General features: G+C 60.3%; 16 protein-coding genes. 7 read left to right on the forward strand and 9 right to left on the reverse strand.

Features of this window, described 5'->3' with window-relative positions:
• Positions 1–96 precede the first annotated feature (96 nt).
• From HMPREF3147_RS09085 to HMPREF3147_RS09095, 3 genes are all read right to left on the reverse strand, one after another.
• Positions 97–351 carry a hypothetical protein gene (locus HMPREF3147_RS09085; protein WP_070446814.1) on the reverse strand — a complete coding sequence of 85 codons (255 nt, stop codon included), beginning with the start codon at positions 349–351 and terminating at the stop codon, positions 97–99.
• A 57-nt stretch (positions 352–408) separates the two neighbouring features.
• A complete protein-coding gene (locus HMPREF3147_RS09090) occupies positions 409–798 on the reverse strand; it encodes a hypothetical protein (RefSeq protein WP_070446816.1) in 390 nt (129 codons plus the stop codon).
• 288 nt (positions 799–1,086) lie between these two features.
• Positions 1,087–1,947 carry a peptidylprolyl isomerase gene (locus HMPREF3147_RS09095; protein ID WP_070446818.1) on the reverse strand — a complete coding sequence of 287 codons (861 nt, stop codon included), beginning with the start codon at positions 1,945–1,947 and terminating at the stop codon, positions 1,087–1,089.
• 107 nt (positions 1,948–2,054) lie between these two features.
• Here HMPREF3147_RS09095 and tpx point away from each other — a divergent pair, with 107 nt between their 5' ends.
• The 3 genes from tpx to hisS are packed head-to-tail and all read left to right on the forward strand — an operon-like array spanning position 2,055 to position 4,479.
• Positions 2,055–2,552 carry a thiol peroxidase gene (gene tpx, locus HMPREF3147_RS09100; protein WP_070446820.1) on the forward strand — a complete coding sequence of 166 codons (498 nt, stop codon included), beginning with the start codon at positions 2,055–2,057 and terminating at the stop codon, positions 2,550–2,552.
• The gene (locus tag HMPREF3147_RS09105) at positions 2,552–3,196 is read left to right on the forward strand and encodes an MBL fold metallo-hydrolase (RefSeq protein ID WP_070446822.1); all 645 of its coding nucleotides are present in this window, start codon (positions 2,552–2,554) and stop codon (positions 3,194–3,196) included. Before tpx ends, HMPREF3147_RS09105 begins: the two co-directional genes overlap by 1 nt.
• 5 nt (positions 3,197–3,201) lie before the next feature.
• Positions 3,202–4,479 (forward strand): histidine--tRNA ligase, encoded by a 1,278-nt coding sequence (gene hisS / locus HMPREF3147_RS09110; RefSeq protein ID WP_070446824.1) that lies wholly within the window; start codon positions 3,202–3,204, stop codon positions 4,477–4,479.
• On the opposite strand, the gene HMPREF3147_RS09115 is transcribed toward hisS, so the two are convergent.
• From HMPREF3147_RS09115 to HMPREF3147_RS09140, 6 genes are all read right to left on the reverse strand, one after another.
• Positions 4,476–5,885 (reverse strand): L-serine ammonia-lyase, encoded by a 1,410-nt coding sequence (locus tag HMPREF3147_RS09115; protein WP_070446826.1) that lies wholly within the window; start codon positions 5,883–5,885, stop codon positions 4,476–4,478. The two genes, hisS and HMPREF3147_RS09115, sit on opposite strands and share 4 nt — an antisense overlap.
• 73 nt (positions 5,886–5,958) lie before the next feature.
• Entirely contained in the window at positions 5,959–6,636 is a 678-nt protein-coding gene (locus HMPREF3147_RS09120) for an FMN reductase (protein WP_070446828.1), read from the reverse strand.
• Positions 6,637–7,743, reverse strand: a complete 1,107-nt coding sequence (locus HMPREF3147_RS09125; RefSeq protein ID WP_070446830.1) for an LLM class flavin-dependent oxidoreductase — start codon at positions 7,741–7,743, stop codon at positions 6,637–6,639.
• Between the two features lie 45 nt (positions 7,744–7,788).
• Positions 7,789–8,511, reverse strand: coding sequence for a CBS domain-containing protein (locus tag HMPREF3147_RS09130; RefSeq protein WP_070446832.1), 723 nt, complete (start codon positions 8,509–8,511; stop codon positions 7,789–7,791).
• 135 nt (positions 8,512–8,646) lie between these two features.
• The gene (locus tag HMPREF3147_RS09135) at positions 8,647–10,257 is read right to left on the reverse strand and encodes an inorganic phosphate transporter (RefSeq protein WP_070446835.1); all 1,611 of its coding nucleotides are present in this window, start codon (positions 10,255–10,257) and stop codon (positions 8,647–8,649) included.
• Between the two features lie 315 nt (positions 10,258–10,572).
• Entirely contained in the window at positions 10,573–11,466 is an 894-nt protein-coding gene (locus tag HMPREF3147_RS09140) for a KPN_02809 family neutral zinc metallopeptidase (protein WP_070446836.1), read from the reverse strand.
• Between the two features lie 204 nt (positions 11,467–11,670).
• On the opposite strand from HMPREF3147_RS09140, the gene aspS reads away from it, so the two are divergent.
• From aspS to alaS, 4 genes are all read left to right on the forward strand, one after another.
• A complete protein-coding gene (aspS, locus tag HMPREF3147_RS09145; protein WP_070446838.1) occupies positions 11,671–13,491 on the forward strand; it encodes an aspartate--tRNA ligase in 1,821 nt (606 codons plus the stop codon).
• 81 nt (positions 13,492–13,572) lie between these two features.
• Entirely contained in the window at positions 13,573–14,775 is a 1,203-nt protein-coding gene (locus tag HMPREF3147_RS09150; protein WP_070446961.1) for a phosphotransferase, read from the forward strand.
• Entirely contained in the window at positions 14,775–16,130 is a 1,356-nt protein-coding gene (locus HMPREF3147_RS09155; protein ID WP_070446840.1) for a replication-associated recombination protein A, read from the forward strand. Before HMPREF3147_RS09150 ends, HMPREF3147_RS09155 begins: the two co-directional genes overlap by 1 nt.
• A gap of 67 nt (positions 16,131–16,197) precedes the next feature.
• Positions 16,198–18,885: an alanine--tRNA ligase gene (gene alaS, locus HMPREF3147_RS09160; protein ID WP_070446842.1), complete on the forward strand. Its 2,688-nt coding sequence runs from the start codon at positions 16,198–16,200 to the stop codon at positions 18,883–18,885.
• Positions 18,886–18,917 lie beyond the last annotated feature (32 nt).

Raw genomic sequence — 18,917 nt, forward strand, 5'->3', positions numbered from 1 at the left:
GATAAGGTTGTTTGGGCCGTTGAAGCCGCCCTGTCCGGTAAAACGAAAACTCCCCCCTGCGCGGATTGCGCAAGGGGAGAGTAGGGTGCTCGTGGCTTACTTGGTGCCAGCGAGCTTGTCGCCGAGACGCATAGCGTCATCCATGGCGCCGATGATGGAGGTGACGACCTTGATCCACTCGCGGATCTCCTTTGGGCTGATGTTGCCCTCATCGTCGGAAGAGAGAGCGAAGAAAGCCTTGGAGGAGCTGTCATCCTCAACCGGGGCTGCGGAAGCAACTGCGGTACCGGAGAAAGCGATGGTTGCAGCGGTGGCAGCAGCAACGATGGACTTACGGGAGAAGAACTTCATGGTGTGGTCCTAATCTGATTCGAATGTGAACGGAAAGTCTGAGCTATTCGGTCTGACTTACTTAGCGAAGTTCTTGTTGTAGAAAGCGAAGACGGTGCCCAGAGCGCCGATGATGGCGGTGAAGACAGCGATCCAGTCGCGGATCTCGCGCGGGCTCATGTCGGAGATGGAGGAACCCTCGGAGTCGTTGGAGGAAGAGGAAGAAGACTCCTTGTCCTTGTCCTTGTTCCCGTCCTTGCCGTTGTCGCCGGTGTTGGTGTTGTTCTTGCCCTCAGACTCAGGAGCGTCCTTGCCGGCGCCCTCGTTGGTGTTGGTGTCGTTGGTGGTTTTGTTTACCGCGTTGGTGTCATCGTTGGTGGTCTCAGCGGTAGCAACGGTCACGCCGGACAGGGAAACGGTAGCGGCGGTAGCGGCAGCAACAAGTGCCTTACGGGAGAAGAGCTTCATTCTCGTTCCTTAGGTATCTCGGGAATTTCAAAGACCTCACAGATGCTACTGAGGCATTGTGCGTTTTGCAAGGGTTCTATCATTCGAATAGCGAGTCTGAAGGTCTGCTGACTGTCGCATGTGAGCTGGGTTTGTCACGATATGACACCTTCGGGCGAAGAATGCTTTGCTAAATGAACAGCTCAAGGATAAGAAATTCTTAGACCGTGATGGATGGTGAGGGATGGGAAAGGAAAAGCCCCGCTCACTGAACGTGTGCGAGGCTGATCACCGTAAAGGGGGTAAAACTTAGCTTTCGATGGTGGCCTTGGTGATGCGAACCTCTTCAGCAGGTTCACCATCGGATTGTCCATCCTTGACGCCCTTAGCGGCAATGGCGTCGATGGTCTTCTGGCCCTTCTCCGTCAGGTTGCCAAAGTAGGTATAGGCAGGCGGAAGCTGCGAGTCCTTGTAGTTAATGAAGAACTGGGAACCATTGGTGTCTTCACCGGCGTTAGCCATGGCGATGGAACCCTTCGGGTACAGAGCCGGCTGGGCCATTGCTGTGTCGTCAGCTTCATCGGTGGGGTATTCATTAGCAAACTGGAAGCCAGGTCCGCCGGAACCCTTGCCGGTGGGATCACCGCACTGCAGGACGAAGATGCCGCCATCAGTCATGCGGTGGCACACGGTGTCGTCGTAGTACTTTGCCGAAATCATGTCTGTAATCGCGTTGACGGTACACGGAGCAAGCGAGCGATCGAGAGTCATCTCAATATCGCCTTGCTTGGTGGCGAAATTGACGGTCACCTCACCCTTGGCAGGAATGTCCTTGCCCTGCGGGGTGGGGACCTCACGGGAAGCGTCGCCAGTCTCGTTGTACTCGCAGGTGACGGTCTCACCAAGGGACTTAGCGCGCTTGCCGCTCAAAGCCTCGGCAGTGGGGGCTTCGGTGGTGGTGTTCGCAGCTGAGCTTTCCTCGGCCTGAATCTCCTCTTCCTCCGACGAGCGTGTGGACAGGAACCAAATACCGCCAACGAGGGCGATAATGACCACGGCCGCCATGAGAACAACGCCCAGTGGGCGGCTCTTTTGTTTGCGGTCACGGGACTTCAGCTCGCGATCGAGCTGATTGAGCGCATCATCCAAGCGCTGGCTGTTAGTAGACACCTATGTTTCCTTCACTGTGGTGGTTCACAAACTTTCGACCCACTCATCCTAACCGCACCGTTGTTCACCGTGGCGAGCCGCCCCGCGGGTCAGTACGCTTGGGTGCCATGGCTACAACGAATTTTCAGAATGAACCCGTCGAAACCAACGCAGAGCTTCCCAAGGTTGGTGACGCCCTGCCGGACTTCACCCTCGTGGGAACCAACTTGGCAGAGCTGACTAACGCTGACTTCGCAGGCAAGCGCCTAGTGGTGTCTTGCTTCCCATCCGTGGACACCGGTGTGTGCGCGGCACAGCTGCGCAAGTTCAACGAAGAGGCAGTTGGTCTAGAGAACACTGTTGTCCTGTCCGTCTCCCGCGACCTGCCTTTCGCGCAGGAGCGTTTCTGCGCTGCGGAGGGCATCGAGAACGTCGTCAGCGCTTCTGATTTCCGCTCTGATTTCGCCGATAAGCTCGGTCTTGTCCTGGAAGGCTCCCCGCTCAAGGGCCTATTCGCCCGCGCGGTCATCGTCACCGACGCCGAGCACAAGGTGACCTACACCGAGCTGGTTCCGGAGGTCACGACCGAGCCGGACTACGACGCAGCTTTGGCAGCTCTCAAGTAATGAGCGCTCCCGAAATCTACGGTTTCGCCGCTGGGCCCTATAAAACCAATACCTATGTGGTGGCTAACGGTTCCCGGGCGTTCATCGTGGACCCAGGGATGCACACGCGCGAGAAGCTTGAGCAGCTCGCGCGTGAGAAGTCCTTGGAGTTTGAAGCCGTCGTGCTCACCCACGGCCACATTGATCACACGCGCGACGCTGCCGAGTTTGACCTACCGGTCTACATCCACCCGGATGACGCGTTCATGCTGGTGGATGGCTCCGGTGTGTCCCCCGAGTCGCAGATGCTCTTTGCTGCCGCTTCCATGAAGCAGGTAGTGGACCGCCGCGACTTGATCGGCGGGGAAACGTTGAGTCTTGTCGGCCTTGAATTTGATGTGCTCCATGCACCGGGCCATTCCCCGGGATGTGTCATCCTCGTGGCTGAGGGGATTGCCCTGACGGGCGACGTGCTATTTAAAGGCTCCATCGGGCGTACCGACTTGCCACACTCCGACCACGCCGCGATGCAACGTTCACTGCGCGGTCCGGTGTGGGGTCTTGATGACTCCCTTGCTATCTTGCCGGGCCACGGCCCGACGACGACCATGCGTCGTGAACGCGCGACTAATCCGTTTCTACGCGCAGCAGGGGATGTACTCTAAAGGGCGTGAGTGATAAGAAGCAGTTCAAAGCCCTGTCCGCGCCTAAGGGTGTGCCGGACTACGTCCCGCCGCAATCGGCCATCTTTGCCAAGGTCCGTGAGGCCTTCGTACATCAGGCACACCTGTCCGGCTTCCAGCACATCGAACTCCCCGTCTTTGAGGACACATCGCTCTTCGCCCGCGGCGTAGGGGAGTCCACGGACGTGGTGTCGAAGGAGATGTATACCTTCGCCGATCGTGGTGATCGTTCCGTGACGCTGCGACCAGAGGGCACCGCGGGTGTCATGCGCGCGGTCATTGAACACAACCTTGACCGCGGTCAGCTTCCGGTGAAGCTCAACTATTTCGGCCCCTTCTTCCGCTACGAGCGCCCGCAGGCGGGCCGTTACCGTCAGCTGCAGCAGGTCGGTGTGGAGGCCATCGGCGTGGATGATCCGGCGCTGGATGCCGAGATTATTGCCTTGGCGGATCGCTCCTACCGCAGCCTAGGCCTGAGCCAATTCCGCCTTGAGTTGACCAGCTTGGGTGACCACGACTGCCGCCCGGCCTACCGCGAGAAGTTGCAGGAGTTTCTGTTCAAGCTGGATCTAGACGAGGACACTAAGGCCCGCGCGGAGCTCAATCCCCTGCGCGTGCTCGATGACAAGCGCCCAGAGGTCCAGGAGCAGCTTGTTGATGCTCCCTTGATGCTTGACCACCTCAATGCCGAGTGCCGCGAGCACTTTGAAACGGTCACCGGCCTGCTCGATGACATGGGCGTGCCCTACACCATCAACCCGCGCATGGTCCGCGGCCTCGACTATTACACAAAGACCTGTTTCGAATTCGTCCACGATGGCCTTGGCGCGCAGTCCGGCATCGGTGGCGGCGGCCGCTATGACGGCCTCATGGCCCAGCTTGGTGGGCAGGAACTGTCCGGAATCGGCTATGGCCTTGGCGTAGACCGCACCATTCTGGCCCTCGAGGCTGAGGGAGTCGAGCTCGAGGGTGTCGACGAGCGCGTGGCCGTCTACGGTGTGGCCTTGGGAGCTGCGGCGAAGCAGAAGATGGTCAGCATCATCAATGACCTGCGCAAGGCCGGCATTGCTGCCGATATGTCCTTCGGCGACCGTGGCCTTAAGGGAGCGATGAAGGGCGCTGATCGTGCCAACGCCCGCTTCGCACTCGTCCTCGGTGACCAAGAGCTAGAGGCTGGCTCCGTGGCGCTCAAGGACCTGCGCGCGCACGAGCAGCGCGACGTCCCTGTGGGGGACATCGTCAACCAGCTCCGTCAGCTGGTTTAGCACTCCACCTGAGAGACGGTAAAGCCCATCGTCTTCGCTAGGCCGCCGAGCGAGGTCTCCTTGTACTTGGAGAGCATGTCGCGTCCGGTTTCGGCCATGGTGCGCACCGCGTTGTCGAGGGTGACGTGGTGCGTTCCCTCACCCATGCGCGCTAGGCGAGCGGCGTTAATGGATTTGACGGCGCCAATAGCGTTGCGCTCGATACAGGGGATCTGCACCAGGCCGCCAACAGGGTCGCAGGTCAGGCCGAGGTTATGCTCAAGCGCGATCTCGGCGGCGTTTTCCACCTGCTCCGGGGTTGCGCCGAGCAGCTCAGCCATACCGGCCGCCGCCATGGAGGAGGCGGAGCCCACCTCACCCTGGCAGCCCACCTCGGCGCCGGAGATGGAGGCATTGGACTTGATGATGATGCCAACGGCACCCGCAGTGAGCAGGTAGCGGCGGGCATCGGCGCGCGTGAAGTCCGCCATAAAGTCGCGGGCATAATGGAGCACCGCCGGGATGATCCCACAGGCGCCATTCGTCGGTGCAGTAATGACGCGGCCGCCGGCGGCATTCTGCTCGTTGACGGCGAGCGCGTAGAGGTTTACCCATTCCATTGCGGAAAAGCCACAAGACTCGTCGTCCTGCTTGGCCAACAACTGTTGGTACATCTGCGGCGCACGGCGGTTGACACGGAGGCCACCAGGCAAGATTCCCTTGGTGGAAATTCCCTCGGTCACGCATTCGCGCATGATGTCCCACACAAGGTCGAGGTGTTGGTAGACGTAGTCGAGCCCGCCTTCTTCGCGGTGCAGGACTGCCTCATTGGCGGCGACGATTTCCCAAATGGCCATGTCGTTGGCCGCGCACAGGTGAAGCAGGTGCTCACCCGATTGGAACTCATAAGGAACGGCGTCCTCGGCGGTCGCCGCAGCGACACCGGCCGGAACTCCAGTGTCGGTTTCGAGCTGGGCGTTGTACTCCTCGCGGGACAGAATGAAGCCGCCGCCGACGGAGAAGTACTCCGTGTTCTCGGCGAGGATGGAGCCGTCTTCGTCCCAGGCAGTGAAAATCAGGCAGTTCGGGTGTTCCGGCACCGGCTCGTTGTTGAACTCAATGCTGTACTGCACCTTACCTGCAGGGCCTGAGATGGAGCCCTCGCTGGGGATGAAGGCATCAGCGCGCGGCTCGGCGTCGAGCGGCACCGACAGTGGGTCCCAACCAGCAAGGCCCAAAATTACGGCGCGATCTGTAGCGTGGCCGCGGCCGGTAGCAGAGAGCGAGCCGCGCAGTACGACGTGGACCTTTGCAGGGTGTTCATCCAGTGTCTCGAGGAAAGCCTTGGCGGCGCGCATGGGGCCGACGGTATGAGAGGAGGAAGGGCCGATGCCGATGGAGAAGATATCGGTCACGCTAATTGTCATGTGGGGTCAAACCTCCTTAGAAGCGTTAAATAAGTTACGCTTTACGATAGTACCGAGAGGCCTCCATAGCTGCTTAGTCCGGTTGGCCGTCGTGGCGGGAGAGGAGTTCGCGGAAACCTGCAGGATCCGAATCCAGTATGTCTTCGGAACTGTCCTGGGGCGTTTCCTGCGTTTCGCTGAGGGTGCCCGTAAGCCCAGCGACCCGGTCGAGCGGGCGCACCATGAGATCCGCTAACTCCCTAGCGGCACGCTCGATGCGCCTTTCATTACGCGCGCCCTCCGCGGTGCCATAATCCTCCGTGGCTTGGAAGACGCCGGTGGGGACCACCGTGGCGTGCAGGTAATTGAGTAGAGGCCGCAGGGCATAGTCCAGGACCAGCGCATGCCGGCTGGAGCCGCCCGTGGCCGCGATAAGGGTAGGAAGCCCCTCCAAGGAATGCGGCTCCAAGGTGTCGAAGAACATCTTGAACAGACCCGAGTAGCTTCCTTGGAAGACGGGGCTGACTGCGATGAGACCGTCGGCATTCAGCACGGCGGACTGTGCCGCCTTCAGACGAGGCGTGGGCGAGACCCAGTTGGTCATGGCCTCGGCCAGCTCGCCCGCGAGTTCGCGTAGCTCCACGACGGTGATGTCCACGCCTTCACCCCGGGCGGTGACATGGGCGGTGGTGGCGGATGAGAGGGTGTCACCAAGCGCGCGCGTCGACGACGGCAAGGACAGCCCAGCCGTAACAACCACCAGTGAGCGCATTTATTTCTCCTCTCCAGGGCTGACCAGCGCGTGTGGGGGATAGGAGCCAAGCGTGGCGTGCGTCGGTGGGTCAGAAGGTACATGATCTGGGCGGCGTTCCTCAAAGCGGCGGCGCAGTTCCGGCACGACCTGGGTGCCGAGGATTTCTATCTGCTCCAGCACCACCTCTTGCGGCAGTCCGGCGTGGTCGATGAGGAAAAGCTGGCGTTGATAGTCACCAACCCAATCAGCAAACTGCAGCGTGCGCTCCACCACTTGCTCCACGGTGCCTACCGTTAAGGGGGTTTGAGCCGTGAATTCTTCCAGGGAAGGACCGTGGCCGTAGACCGGAGCGTTATCGAAGTAGGGGCGGAAGAAATCCTTCGCCTCCTGCTCTGTAGACCCGATGAAAACGTGCCCACCGAGGCCCACGATGGCCTGATCGGCACGGCCGTGCCCATAGGATTCATAGCGGTTGCGGTAGAGGTTCACCATCTTCGCGGTGTGTTCCTTGTTCCAGAAGATGTTGTTATGGAAGAAGCCATCGCCATAATAGGCAGCCTGTTCGGCAATCTGCGGGGAGCGGATGGAGCCGTGCCAGACAAAGGGCGGGATACTGTCGAGCGGCGCCGGTGTGGCGGTGAATCCCTGGAGAGGGGTACGGAACTTTCCTTGCCAGGACACGACGGGCTCACGCCAGAGGCGGCGCAGCAAGTGATAGTTTTCCACCGCGAGGGGGATGCCCTCGCGGATGTCCTTGCCAAACCACGGGTAGACCGGGCCAGTGTTACCGCGGCCCAGCATTAGGTCGATGCGCCCGTCGGCGAGGTGCTGGAGAAAGGCGTAGTCCTCCGCGAGGCGGACGGGGTCGTTGGTAGTGATCAGCGTGGTGGCAGTGGAGAGTTGAAGGTTCTTTGTCTGTGCCGCGATATAGGCCAGGTGAGTGGTGGGTGCCGATGGGACGAAAGGTGGGTTGTGGTGCTCGCCGGTGGCGAAAATATCGAGCCCTACCTCCTCCGCCTTGAGCGCGATTTCCGTTATCGCGCGGATGCGCTCGGCCTCGGTGGGGGTGCGGCCGGTGGTGGGGTCTTGCGTGACGTCACCAATGCTGAAAACTCCGAATTGCATGCCAATCTCCCGTCTGTGACGTGTCAACAATAATGTACCAGGAGATTATTCCCATTCGAGGGCGTCGACCAACACTGCGAGATCCCCCGGTGTCGCGATAGCCAGCGGACGCTGCGAAGCCTTTCCATGCTCGGTGAGGAGGACTGCGCTGGCACGGACGCCATCTACGGTGGCCTCTGTGAGAGCATCGATAACCTCTTGCGCGCTGGCTGTGCGGGGCAGAAACTCGGCGCGGTCCTTCTTCTCGGCGAATTCCAGAACGGCGCTAATCGACGCCGCATTGACCACGCCATCGTCTCCCAAATCGGCCGCAATCCACCGAGCGATGACGTTGGTCGTGAGCAGCGCCTGGTATGTCCCCGAATCATAGATAGGGATCTGCGAATAGCCGGTCTGATTAATAAGCCGCAAGGCCTCCATGATTGGGGTTTCGGGGGCAAGAATGGTCACGTCACGGTCAGAAAGAAGGGACTGCGCCGTAGGCGGATCCGTGAGAAGGCGCTGCAGGTTTTCCAGCTGCGTGATGACCTGTGGGTGTGGGGTAGCGATGGGTGCGCCGTCGAAGTAGCGGCCATGGGCAATGGCATTGCGCAGGTTACCAAAGTCCTTCAACTGTTCCGCTTGGCGCTTGCCCAACAGATGTTTGTCGTGTGCGCGATCAACAATCCACCAGAAAGAATCTGAATTCTTCGCCCCAATTGCCTGGCGGAGAAATTGTTCAATGTCGTTGAAGGCGGAAAAGAATCTGGCCAGGGAGTTATCGCTCATGAAGCCCCAGTGTACGGATTTGGCAGTGCGTGCTGTGTCCGGTCGCTAAAACACAATCACCGCGAGGACCCCGGTTGTTGGGGCACTCGCGGCGATAGGGCACTATGTGCTGTGCGCGTGTGATGCGCTGAAGCTTTAGAAGGCGACGCGCAGGATAGAAACCGTCACGGCTGCGATGGCTGCCGCTGCCGGGAGGGTGATAACCCACGCGAGGGCGATCGGCTTCATCAGCTTCCAGTTGGCGGCGCGGTTTACGATGCCGACACCCAGGACAGCGCCGATGAGGATGTGGGTCGAGGAGACCGGCAGGCCCAAGAGGGACGCTGCCATGACGACGGCAGCGGCGGCCAGTTCAGCGGCGAAACCGGAGGAGGGGTGCATCTGAGTCAGGCCCGAACCGACCGTCTGGATAACGAAGCGGCCGATGAACCAGAGGCCAGAAATCAGGGCGATACCCATGGCCACCATGACCGGGAGAGGGACAGTGACTTCATCGGAAATCTGGTTCGTCCGCAGGACGTCGAAGACGGCGGCGAAGGGGCCAATAGCGTTAGCGATATCGTTCGAGCCATGTGAGAACGCGAAGGCCGAAGCAGTAAAGACCTGCATCCACGAGAAGAGAAGGAAGGTCGAGCGTGACAGGGACTTCTTCTTCAGGGAGCGGGCGAAGATAAACACAGCCATCCAGACCACGGCGCCTACCATGCCCATAACCAGGAAGTTCTCCAGGGTGGAGAAGTCAACGCCGGTGTTCTTCAACCCCTTGAAAAGCATCATCGCGGAAATAATGATGGCGCCCAAAGCAGCCAGCAGTGGGACCCAGTTCTCCAGGGCGCGGTGCGCATTGATGTCCTCAAGATCCTTGTTGAGGTTATGCAAGTCCCGGTAGTAGTCGGACTCGAGAGCCTCTGGGTCATAATCATCTTCCGCTGTGAGAGCAGCATCACGAGCCATGGCGTTGGTGTAGGAAATCTGCTGCAGCTCATTCATGCGCTCGAAGCGGGTCTTGTGCTCCTTGCGTAGTGCCGAGCGACGAACCTTGATCTCACGCAGGCGTTCGTCCGCAGCGTCGTTGTACACCAAGATGGAGGACTTGATCCACTTGAAGAGAAGGAAGGCGGCAATGCCACCAAGAACTGGGGAAAGGACCCAGGAGAAGGCAATGGTGCCGATTCCGCCCCACTGCACCATGTCCATGCCACCCTTGCCGGTGATGAAGCCGACGGTCAGTGCAGCGCCGACGATACCGCCGACGATGGAGTGGGTCGTAGAAACCGGCCAGCCCATCCGGGTGGCGACGAGTAGCCAGATGGCGGCGCCTAGGAGCGATGCCATCATGATGTAGACGAACTCCATCGGGTCTAGACCGTCAATTGCATCAAGGTCCACGATGCCGGAACGGACGGTATCCGTCACCTCACCGCCAGCGAGGATGGCACCGGATACCTCGAAGACTGCAGCGACCGCGAGGGCCTGCTTCATCGACAAGGTTCCTGCACCCACGGAGGTACCGAAGGAGTTGGCGACGTCATTGCCGCCAATGTTGAAGGCCATGAATAGGGCGAAGATGATCGCTGTAATCAGGACTACGCGATTAGCCCCCTCAGCAACTTCTCCGTTGCTCCAAATGATGAAGAAGATCAGCGTGACAGCGGTGATGGCGCCGAAGAACAAGTGCCAAATCCAGTCCTTGTTCTTGCCATTCATCGATTCGAGGTCAGGCATCGTCGGCGTGGCGGTGCTCAAAACGTCGTTCCTTTCATGAAGAGAACGCTGCGTGATGAGGAAGCGCGGGCTGCCGCAGGCAGGGCGAATGCGCCGTGAAAGCAGGGGATAATGTGCCTGTCGCGGTGCAGGGTGATGGCATCACGCACGGTTCTTTTATGCTTTTAAAGACAGAGCGGATCCCACCACAATCCGGCGGGAACTTGATCAGGGTAAAGCATCAAGATTGCCGGCAGGTAAACACTTCATGTATTTGAATTTAATCTGCACTTTTCTGGCACATTTGGGGGTGGTGCGACCTTTCATCGGCCGCACTAGCACCTTTTAAGCGCAGTATTAAGACTTATAGACGCCTCGGCCCAAGGTGTCGCACTGTTCCATCTTGCCGGTGTTATATCCAGCGAGGAAGGCCTGAGCGCGGTCCTCGGAGGAGCCGTGCGTCCACATGTCCGGGCGTACTTCGCCGCCCGAGCGGCGCTGGATGTTGTCATCGCCTACAGCACGAGCGGTGTTCACGGCATCGGTTACTTGTTGTTCAGTAATCGTTTCGAGCAAAGCGTCTTCGCCCTCATCGGCGTAGTGCGCCCAGAGGCCGGCATAGCAATCAGCTTGCAGCTCAATCTTCACAGCGTTGGAATCCTCGCCAGGCTCGTTGTAGTTGGACAAGCTGAGCGTGCCTTCCAGTTTTTGAATGTGGTGGCCAAATTCGTGGGCCACGATGTACATCTGGGCCAGAGGAGCATTCTCGCCGCCGAAATTGCGGAGCTGATCAAAGAAGGCCGTGTCGAAGTAGGCCGACTCATCCGCTGGGCAGTAGAACGGGCCCGTAGCGCCTGAAGCCTGGCCGCAGCCCGACATGGTGGTGTTGTTGAAGATGACGCGGCCCGGCTCGACGTACTCGATGCCTGCCTGATCCGGCAACTGCTGGGCCCAGACCTTGTCAACGGACTGGGCGGCGAACATGACGCGGCAATCGTCGTACTTATTGCCGTCCTCAGCAGTTTGGCAGTGCGCAAATGCGTCTTCGCCGCTTTCCTCTGGTCCCACCTGGGTCTGGTCGGTCTGGGGATCGCTTTCGGTGATGGCGCCGGGATCGCCGCCGAGGAGTAGATAGAGACCAATGAGAAGGAGAGAGCCAATGCCGCCGCCGGTAGCGATCATGCCGCCGCGGCCTCCACCGCCGGAGCTAGCTCGCTTACCATCAAAATTGGCGCCAGATTTAAAAGTCATGCCAGAGATTTTGCCACAAGCCGTAGGTGCTGTCTGCTCGATAAGTGGACTGCTGTTAAGCACACGGTGCTCACCCTAGCGCTGTGCAAGTCCGGTGTGGGCGGTAGACTTGGGCCGTTCAAGTACTTGCATCCCTCGGCGCGTGCTGGCTACGCGTGGCGTGTGTGGGTGCGAGCGTCAACAATGAGAAGGGATTGAACGAGAGTGCTGCGTACACATTTGGCAGGCGAACTGCGCAAGGAGATGGCAGGGGAGACCGTCACCCTGACGGGTTGGGTCGCTCGCCGTCGCGACCATGGCGGTGTTATCTTCATTGATCTGCGTGACCGCTCTGGCGTTGCCCAGGTGGTTTTCCGCGAATCTGAGGTAGCTGAGCGCGCCCACGATCTGCGTTCTGAATACTGCGTCAAGGTTACCGGCGTAGTGGAGCCGCGCCCGGAAGGTTCGGCTAACGCAAACCTGGCATCTGGTGAGATTGAGGTTAACGTCTCGGACCTGGAGGTGCTCAACAAGTCCGCAGCGCTGCCGTTCCAGATTGATGATCCGTCTTCTTCCGGTGAAGTCGGTGAAGAGACCCGTCTGAAGTACCGTTACTTGGACCTGCGCCGCGAGCGTCAGCACGAGGCTCTGCGCCTGCGCTCCGCCGCTAACCGCGCCGCCCGCGAAGTTCTGGACAACCACGACTTTACTGAGATTGAAACCCCGACCCTGACCCGTTCCACCCCGGAGGGCGCTCGTGACTTCCTCGTGCCCGCCCGCCTCAAGCCGGGCAGCTGGTACGCACTCCCGCAGTCTCCGCAGCTTTTTAAGCAGCTGCTCATGGTGGCCGGCATGGAGCGCTACTACCAGATTGCTCGCTGCTACCGCGATGAGGACTTCCGCGCGGACCGCCAGCCTGAATTTACGCAGCTCGACGTCGAAATGTCCTTCGTAGACCAGGACGATGTTATTGCACTAGCGGAAGAGATTGTATCCGCTCTCTGGAAGCTGATCGGCTACGAGATTAAGACGCCCATCCCGCGCATGACCTACGCCGATGCCATGAAGTACTACGGATCTGACAAGCCGGATCTGCGCTTCGACATCAAGATCGTGGAGTGCACCGACTTCTTCAAGGACACCACCTTCCGTGTCTTCCAGAACGAATACGTCGGTGCTGTCGTCATGGAAGGCGGAGCCTCCCAGCCGCGCCGCCAGTTCGATGCGTGGCAGGAATGGGCAAAGCAGCGCGGTGCGAAGGGCCTGGCTTATATCACCATCGCCGAGGACGGCACCCTGGGTGGCCCAGTGGCCAAAAACATTACTGACGCCGAGCGCGAGGGCATTGCCGAGCACGTCGGTGCTAAGCCGGGCGACGCCATCTTCTTCGCCGCCGGTGACGTAAAGTCTTCCCGTGCTTTGCTGGGCGCTGCGCGCGGTGAGATCGCAAAGAAGCTGGACCTTATCAAGGACGGCGACTGGGCCTTCACCTGGGTCGTGGACGCACCGCTCTTCGAGCCGGCCGCCGATGCCACCGCTTCGGGTGATGTGGCTCTGGGTCACTCCAAGTGGACGGCTGTCCACCACGCCTTTACCTCGCCGAAGCCGGAGTACCTGGATAACTTTGATGAGAATCCGGGAGAGGCCTTGGCCTACGCCTATGACATCGTCTGCAACGGCAACGAGATTGGCGGCGGCTCCATCCGTATCCACGACCAGGATGTGCAGAAGCGCGTCTTCGATGTCATGGGCATTGGTGAAGAGGAAGCGCAGGAGAAGTTCGGCTTCCTGCTCGACGCTTTCCAGTTCGGTGCCCCGCCGCATGGCGGCATTGCTTTCGGTTGGGACCGCATTGTCTCCCTGCTGGGCGGATTCGATTCCATCCGCGACGTCATTGCCTTCCCGAAGTCGGGCGGCGGCGTTGATCCTCTGACCGATGCTCCGGGCACCATCCCCGCTGAGCAGCGCAAGGAGACCGGCGTGGACTTCAAGCCGGAAAAGGCGGCTAAGGCTGCACAGGGTGAAAAGGCTGGGAAGGAGTCTTAAGACCGCGCAGCGCCGGTAAGGTAGTTGGGCCTACGACAAGTGGAGGCAGGCAAGCAAGTGAATTCGATGGGACACGAGTCCATGGACAGTTCTGCGGCTGATGCCGTGGTGGCGGAAGCATCGCTGATGATTTCCCGCCGCTATGGCGGCGAGCCTGAGCTGAGTGACATTCAACAGCTCACCGGCTCGGGCAATGCTGTGGTGCTTCGTGCCCGCACGACACCAAGTGCCTTCTTTCCACATCGGTCGGTCGTCATCAAGTACAACCCGGTCACCGGACACACTATTGATGACGCCGCACTCCTGCGTGAAGTGGTGGCCTATCAATTCACCACAGCGCTGTCTGAAGAGGTCCGCCCAGGCCCAGTCCTTCTTGCGCACGATGTGGAAAAGCGCATCCTCGTGCTCACCGACGCGGGCGATGGCGACACCTTGGCGGATGCCCTCGCCCACAGCAGCGATGAAGACCGCGTCGAGCTGCTCCGATCCCTGGGCAGCGCGCTGGGCAAGATGCACGCAGGAACCGCAGGGCGCGAGGAGGATTACGAGGCCCTGCTGAACCGTCAGCTGCGCCGGCATCCCGAATACGCTGAGCACCAGGCGCTACGTGATGATTCGCTGAAGAGCTCCATCATGATCGGCGCTGACATTCTCAATGAGGCCGGACTGGAACCGCCGAAACACGTTCGCGAATTGGCTCGCACCGCCATGCAGAGCTTTAGTTCTGGCCGCAACCGCGCCTTTACCCCCTTCGATCTGTCCCCAGACAACATCATCGTGGGGACAGCGTTAACCTTCCTGGATTATGAATGGGCTGGTTTCCGTAACGTTGGCTTTGACGTGGCCTGCGTTGTTGCAGGCTTCCCACAATTCCTGTTCTCACGGCCGATTACTGATAGCGAAGCGGAAATCTTCATCCAAGCCTGGCAGCGCCGCATCGTCGATGTGTGGCCCCAGTTTGCTGATGAGAAGACACTGCATGAATTGCTGGTGGCCTGCCTCATAGGCTGGGCCCTGTCGAGCGTGACCACCATGTATGCCGGCGGGATCGAAGGCGTTGTAGCTCTGGCGGAGGGCAACGCCGAGATTTATCGTGACCCGCATCGCTCGTTGCTTCGCCGTTCCGACCAGGGGCCGTTCACCGAGGATGAAGCTCTCATCCGCCGTGATCTTTATGAAACTTTCGAGGCGCTGGCGCGGTTTGCCGCGCAGTGCAAGAATGATGGATGCTCCGTGGTGGCCGCATTTGGCCGCGCAGTTGCTTCCCGTCTCCGGGAGTCCTGATGGGGCAGGAGTCACTCTTCGGCGATGACCAGTCAGCGCCCAGCCTGCCGGGTGGCCCCGATATGTTTGCAACTCATTCAGGCTCACCCCTTGCCGCGCGCATGCGGCCGCAGAGCCTCGATGAAGTGGTGGGGCAGAAGCACCTACTGGAGCCGGGGACCCCGTTGCGCCGGCTGGTGGAGGGCTCGGGGGAAGCCTCGGTCATCCTGTACGGCCCGCCGGGAACCGGAAAGACAACGCTCGCCTCCCTGATCGCTTCCTCCTTGGGGGATAACTTCATTGGGCTTTCTGCCCTGGACTCTGGTGTTAAGCAAGTCCGCGAAGTGATCACTCATGCGCGTCGCGAACTCATCGAAGGTCGCCGCACGGTGCTCTTCATCGATGAGGTACACCGCTTCTCCAAAACCCAGCAGGATGCGTTGCTGGCGGCCGTGGAGAACCGCACTGTCCTTCTCGTGGCCGCGACCACCGAGAATCCTTCGTTTTCTGTGGTAGCGCCGCTGCTTTCGCGTTCGCTGTTGCTGCACTTGGAGCCGCTTGACGATGTCTCCCTCCGCAGCCTCGCGGAGCGGGCGCTGAGGAGTGAGCGCGGTTTGGCGGGGCGAATCACTGCCACGGAAGGCGCTTTGGATCAGCTGGTGCTGCTCGCCGGCGGTGATGCTCGACGGACGCTGACCTATCTCGAGGCGGCCGCCGAAGCGGTGCCGGATGGCGGCGAGCTCACCGTCGACATTCTCAAAGACAACGTCAACCGCGCGGTCGTGCGCTATGACCGTGACGGGGACCAGCACTATGATGTTGTCTCCGCCTTTATTAAGTCCATCCGCGGCTCCGACGTGGACGCCGCGTTGCACTACCTTGCCCGCATGATTGAGGCCGGCGAAGACCCGCGCTTCATAGCGCGCCGGCTCATCGTGCATGCCTCCGAGGACGTTGGGATGGCGGATCCCACCGCTTTGCCCACCGCCGTGGCCGCGGCGGAGGCTGCGGCCCTGATTGGCCTGCCCGAGGCGCGCATCCCGCTGGCGCAGGCCACGATCCACCTGGCCACGGCGCCGAAGTCGAATTCCGTTATTAATGCCATCAACGCTGCCCAAGCCGATGTCCAGGCCGGTAAGAGCGGGCACGTCCCGCCGCACCTGCGCGACGGCCACTACGAGGGTGCCAAGCGCTTGGGAAACGCTGTCGGCTACCGGTACCCGCATGATGATCCACGCGGTGTGCTAGCCCAGCAGTATTTACCGGAGACGCTCACCGATGCCGAGTATTATCAGCCCACCGACCACGGCGCGGAAAAACGGGTGCGCGAGTACCTGGGGAGGTTGCGGGGCATCATCCGGGGGCGGCGTCGCTAAGCAGAGCACCGGACGGGTAAAGTTGAGCGCTGACTAGAAACCATTCAACAGTGAAGGACTTTTGCTCGTGAAGACTCATGAGATCCGGGAACGCTTTACCCAGCACTTCGTCAAGGCCGGCCACGAGGCCGTGCCCAGCGCATCGCTGATCCTGGATGACCCGAACCTGCTCTTCGTCAACGCCGGCATGGTTCCCTTCAAGCCCTACTTCTTGGGCCAGCAGAACCCGCCTTTTGCTAACGGTACGGCGACCTCTATCCAGAAGTGCGTGCGCACCCTGGATATCGAGGAAGTAGGCATTACCACCCGCCACAACACCTTCTTCCAGATGGCAGGCAACTTCTCCTTTGGCCAGTACTTCAAGGAGGGGGCCATTACCCACGCCTGGAACCTGTTGACGAACTCGGTAGAGGATGGAGGCTTGGGGCTTGACCCCGAGCGTTTGTGGGTCACGGTCTACCTCGATGACGATGAAGCAGCCGATATCTGGCACAACAAAATCGGTGTTCCCCGCGAGCGCATTCAGCGCCTCGGCATGGAGGATAATTACTGGTCCATGGGCATTCCTGGCCCGTGCGGACCGTGCTCCGAGATCTACTATGACCGTGGCCCGGAATATGGCCAGGACGGTGGTCCCGTCGCGGACGATAATCGCTACATGGAGATCTGGAACCTGGTCTTCATGCAGAACGAGCGCGGCGAAGGCATTGGCAAGGGCAACTTTGAGATCGTGGGCGAGCTGCCCAAGAAGAACATCGATACCGGCATGGGCATCGAGCGCGTCGCCTGCATCCTGCAGGACGTGGACAATGTGTACGAAACGGACCTGTTGCGCCCAGTCATCGACGTAGCCGAAGAGCTCACCGGTGCGAAGTACGTTCCGGATGCGCCGAAGGAAGACCTGATCCGTTTCCGCGTGGTGGCGGACCACTCGCGTACCGGCATGATGCTCATCTTGGATGGCGTTACCCCCGGTAACGAGGGCCGCGGCTACATCCTGCGTCGCCTGCTTCGTCGCATCATTCGCTCCGCCAAGTTGTTGGGCGCGAAAGGCGAGACCATGGAGCGCTTCATGAACACCATCATGGACACCATGACGCCGTCCTACCCGGAGATCGCAGAAAACCGCGAGCGTATTCTGCGCGTTGCCGTGGCAGAGGAGAAAGCCTTCCTCAAGACCTTGGAGTCGGGTACCAAGCTTTTCGACGAAGCAGTGATCGAGCTGAAGAGCACCTCCCGCGCAGCTACCCCGAAAGTCCTGTCCGGTGAAAAGGCCTTCGAGCTGCACGATACCTATGGTTTCCCCATCGACTTGACCCTGGAAATGGCGCAGGAAGCCGGTTTGACCGTAGACATGGAAGGCTTCGACGCCGCCATGGGTGAGCAGCGCCGCCGCGCCAAGGCGGATAACCAAGCCAAGAAGCATGGTCATGCTGATCTGTCTCTGTACCGTGACTGGGTGGATAACCACCCGACGCTGTTCACGGGCTACGAGACCTTGGAGTCGGACGCCAAGGTCATCGGTCTTGTGCGCGATGGCGAGAAGGTCTCCGAGGTCCAGGCAGGGGACACGGTCGAGGTTATCTTGGACCAGTCGCCGCTCTACGCCGAAGCCGGTGGCCAGACCGCCGACCGCGGCCGTATTATCGCGGGCGAGACCCTGCTGGAGGTCAAGGATGTTCAGAAGATTGGCAAGAAGTTGTGGGTTCACAAGGCCACGGTGACCGCCGGTGGCCTTGAGCTTGGCAATGGCGTGACCGCCGCAGTTGACCAGCAGTGGCGCCACGGCGCCGTGCAGGCGCACTCCGCAACGCACCTTATCCACGCCGCGCTGCGCCAGGTGCTGGGCCCGACCGCAGTCCAGGCTGGTTCCTTGAACCGTCCGGGCTACCTGCGCTTTGATTTCAACTACACCGACCAGCTCACGCAGGAGCAGCTCGATGAGATCGCTTTGGTGACCAACCAGGCGGTGGACCAGCACTTCCCGGTCAATACCATCGAGACCTCCTTGGAGAAGGCCAAGGAGATGGGGGCGATGGCCCTCTTTGGTGAGAACTACGGTTCTGAGGTCCGCGTCGTGGAGATGGGCGGCCCCTTCTCCATCGAGCTCTGCGGTGGTACGCACGTGAAGAACACTGCAGAGATCGGCCCGGTATCTGTCCTCGGCGAATCCTCCGTGGGTTCGGGCGCGCGCCGCATCGAGGCTTATTCGGGCCTGGATGCATTCCGCTACTACTCGAAGGAGACCGCCCTCGTCGAGGGGGTCTCTCGTGAGCTCAAGGTCCAGACTGAGGACCTGCCGGAGCGCATCGCGCAGCTGACGGAGAAGCTCAAGGCCGCAGAGAAGCAAATCGCCGAGCTTCACAAGGCCCAGCTCATGTCCCAGACCGCGGAGATGATCTCTACTGCGAAGACCGTCAACGATTTCACCCTCGTGGCTGTCAAGCTGCCTAAGGGGGTCAACGGTGGAGACTTGCGCACACTGGCTTCTGATATCAAGAACCGTCTCGGTGATGCCGCCGGTGTGGTTGTCCTGGCATCGGAGAACGAGGGCGGCAAGCTCCCGTTCATCGTTGGCGCCACTAAGCCTGCAGTCGAGCGCGGTGTCAAGGCTGGTGACTTGGTCAAGGTTATTTCTGGCTATGTCGACGGCAAGGGCGGCGGAAAGCCGGACATGGCCCAGGGCTCGGGCGCGAACGCGGACGGCCTGCAGGCGGCCTTCAATGCTGTACGCGACGAGCTCGGTCAGCACTAGTAAGGTGCATGCAAATAGCTGAGTCGCAGAAT

The organism is Corynebacterium sp. HMSC05D03, assembly GCF_001807205.1.
GTDB classification, from domain to species: Bacteria; Actinomycetota; Actinomycetes; order Mycobacteriales; family Mycobacteriaceae; genus Corynebacterium; species Corynebacterium aurimucosum.

Coding starts and splice junctions, on each gene's coding strand:
- HMPREF3147_RS09085 (WP_070446814.1), bottom strand. CDS start 351: ATGAAGTTCTTCTCCCGTAAGTCCATCGTTGCTGCTGCCACCGCTGCA.
- HMPREF3147_RS09090 (WP_070446816.1), bottom strand. CDS start 798: ATGAAGCTCTTCTCCCGTAAGGCACTTGTTGCTGCCGCTACCGCCGCT.
- tpx (WP_070446820.1), top strand. CDS start 2,055: ATGGCTACAACGAATTTTCAGAATGAACCCGTCGAAACCAACGCAGAG.
- HMPREF3147_RS09105 (WP_070446822.1), top strand. CDS start 2,552: ATGAGCGCTCCCGAAATCTACGGTTTCGCCGCTGGGCCCTATAAAACC.
- HMPREF3147_RS09115 (WP_070446826.1), bottom strand. CDS start 5,885: ATGACAATTAGCGTGACCGATATCTTCTCCATCGGCATCGGCCCTTCC.
- HMPREF3147_RS09120 (WP_070446828.1), bottom strand. CDS start 6,636: ATGCGCTCACTGGTGGTTGTTACGGCTGGGCTGTCCTTGCCGTCGTCG.
- HMPREF3147_RS09125 (WP_070446830.1), bottom strand. CDS start 7,743: ATGCAATTCGGAGTTTTCAGCATTGGTGACGTCACGCAAGACCCCACC.
- HMPREF3147_RS09130 (WP_070446832.1), bottom strand. CDS start 8,511: ATGAGCGATAACTCCCTGGCCAGATTCTTTTCCGCCTTCAACGACATT.
- HMPREF3147_RS09140 (WP_070446836.1), bottom strand. CDS start 11,466: ATGACTTTTAAATCTGGCGCCAATTTTGATGGTAAGCGAGCTAGCTCC.
- HMPREF3147_RS09150 (WP_070446961.1), top strand. CDS start 13,573: ATGGACAGTTCTGCGGCTGATGCCGTGGTGGCGGAAGCATCGCTGATG.
- HMPREF3147_RS09155 (WP_070446840.1), top strand. CDS start 14,775: ATGGGGCAGGAGTCACTCTTCGGCGATGACCAGTCAGCGCCCAGCCTG.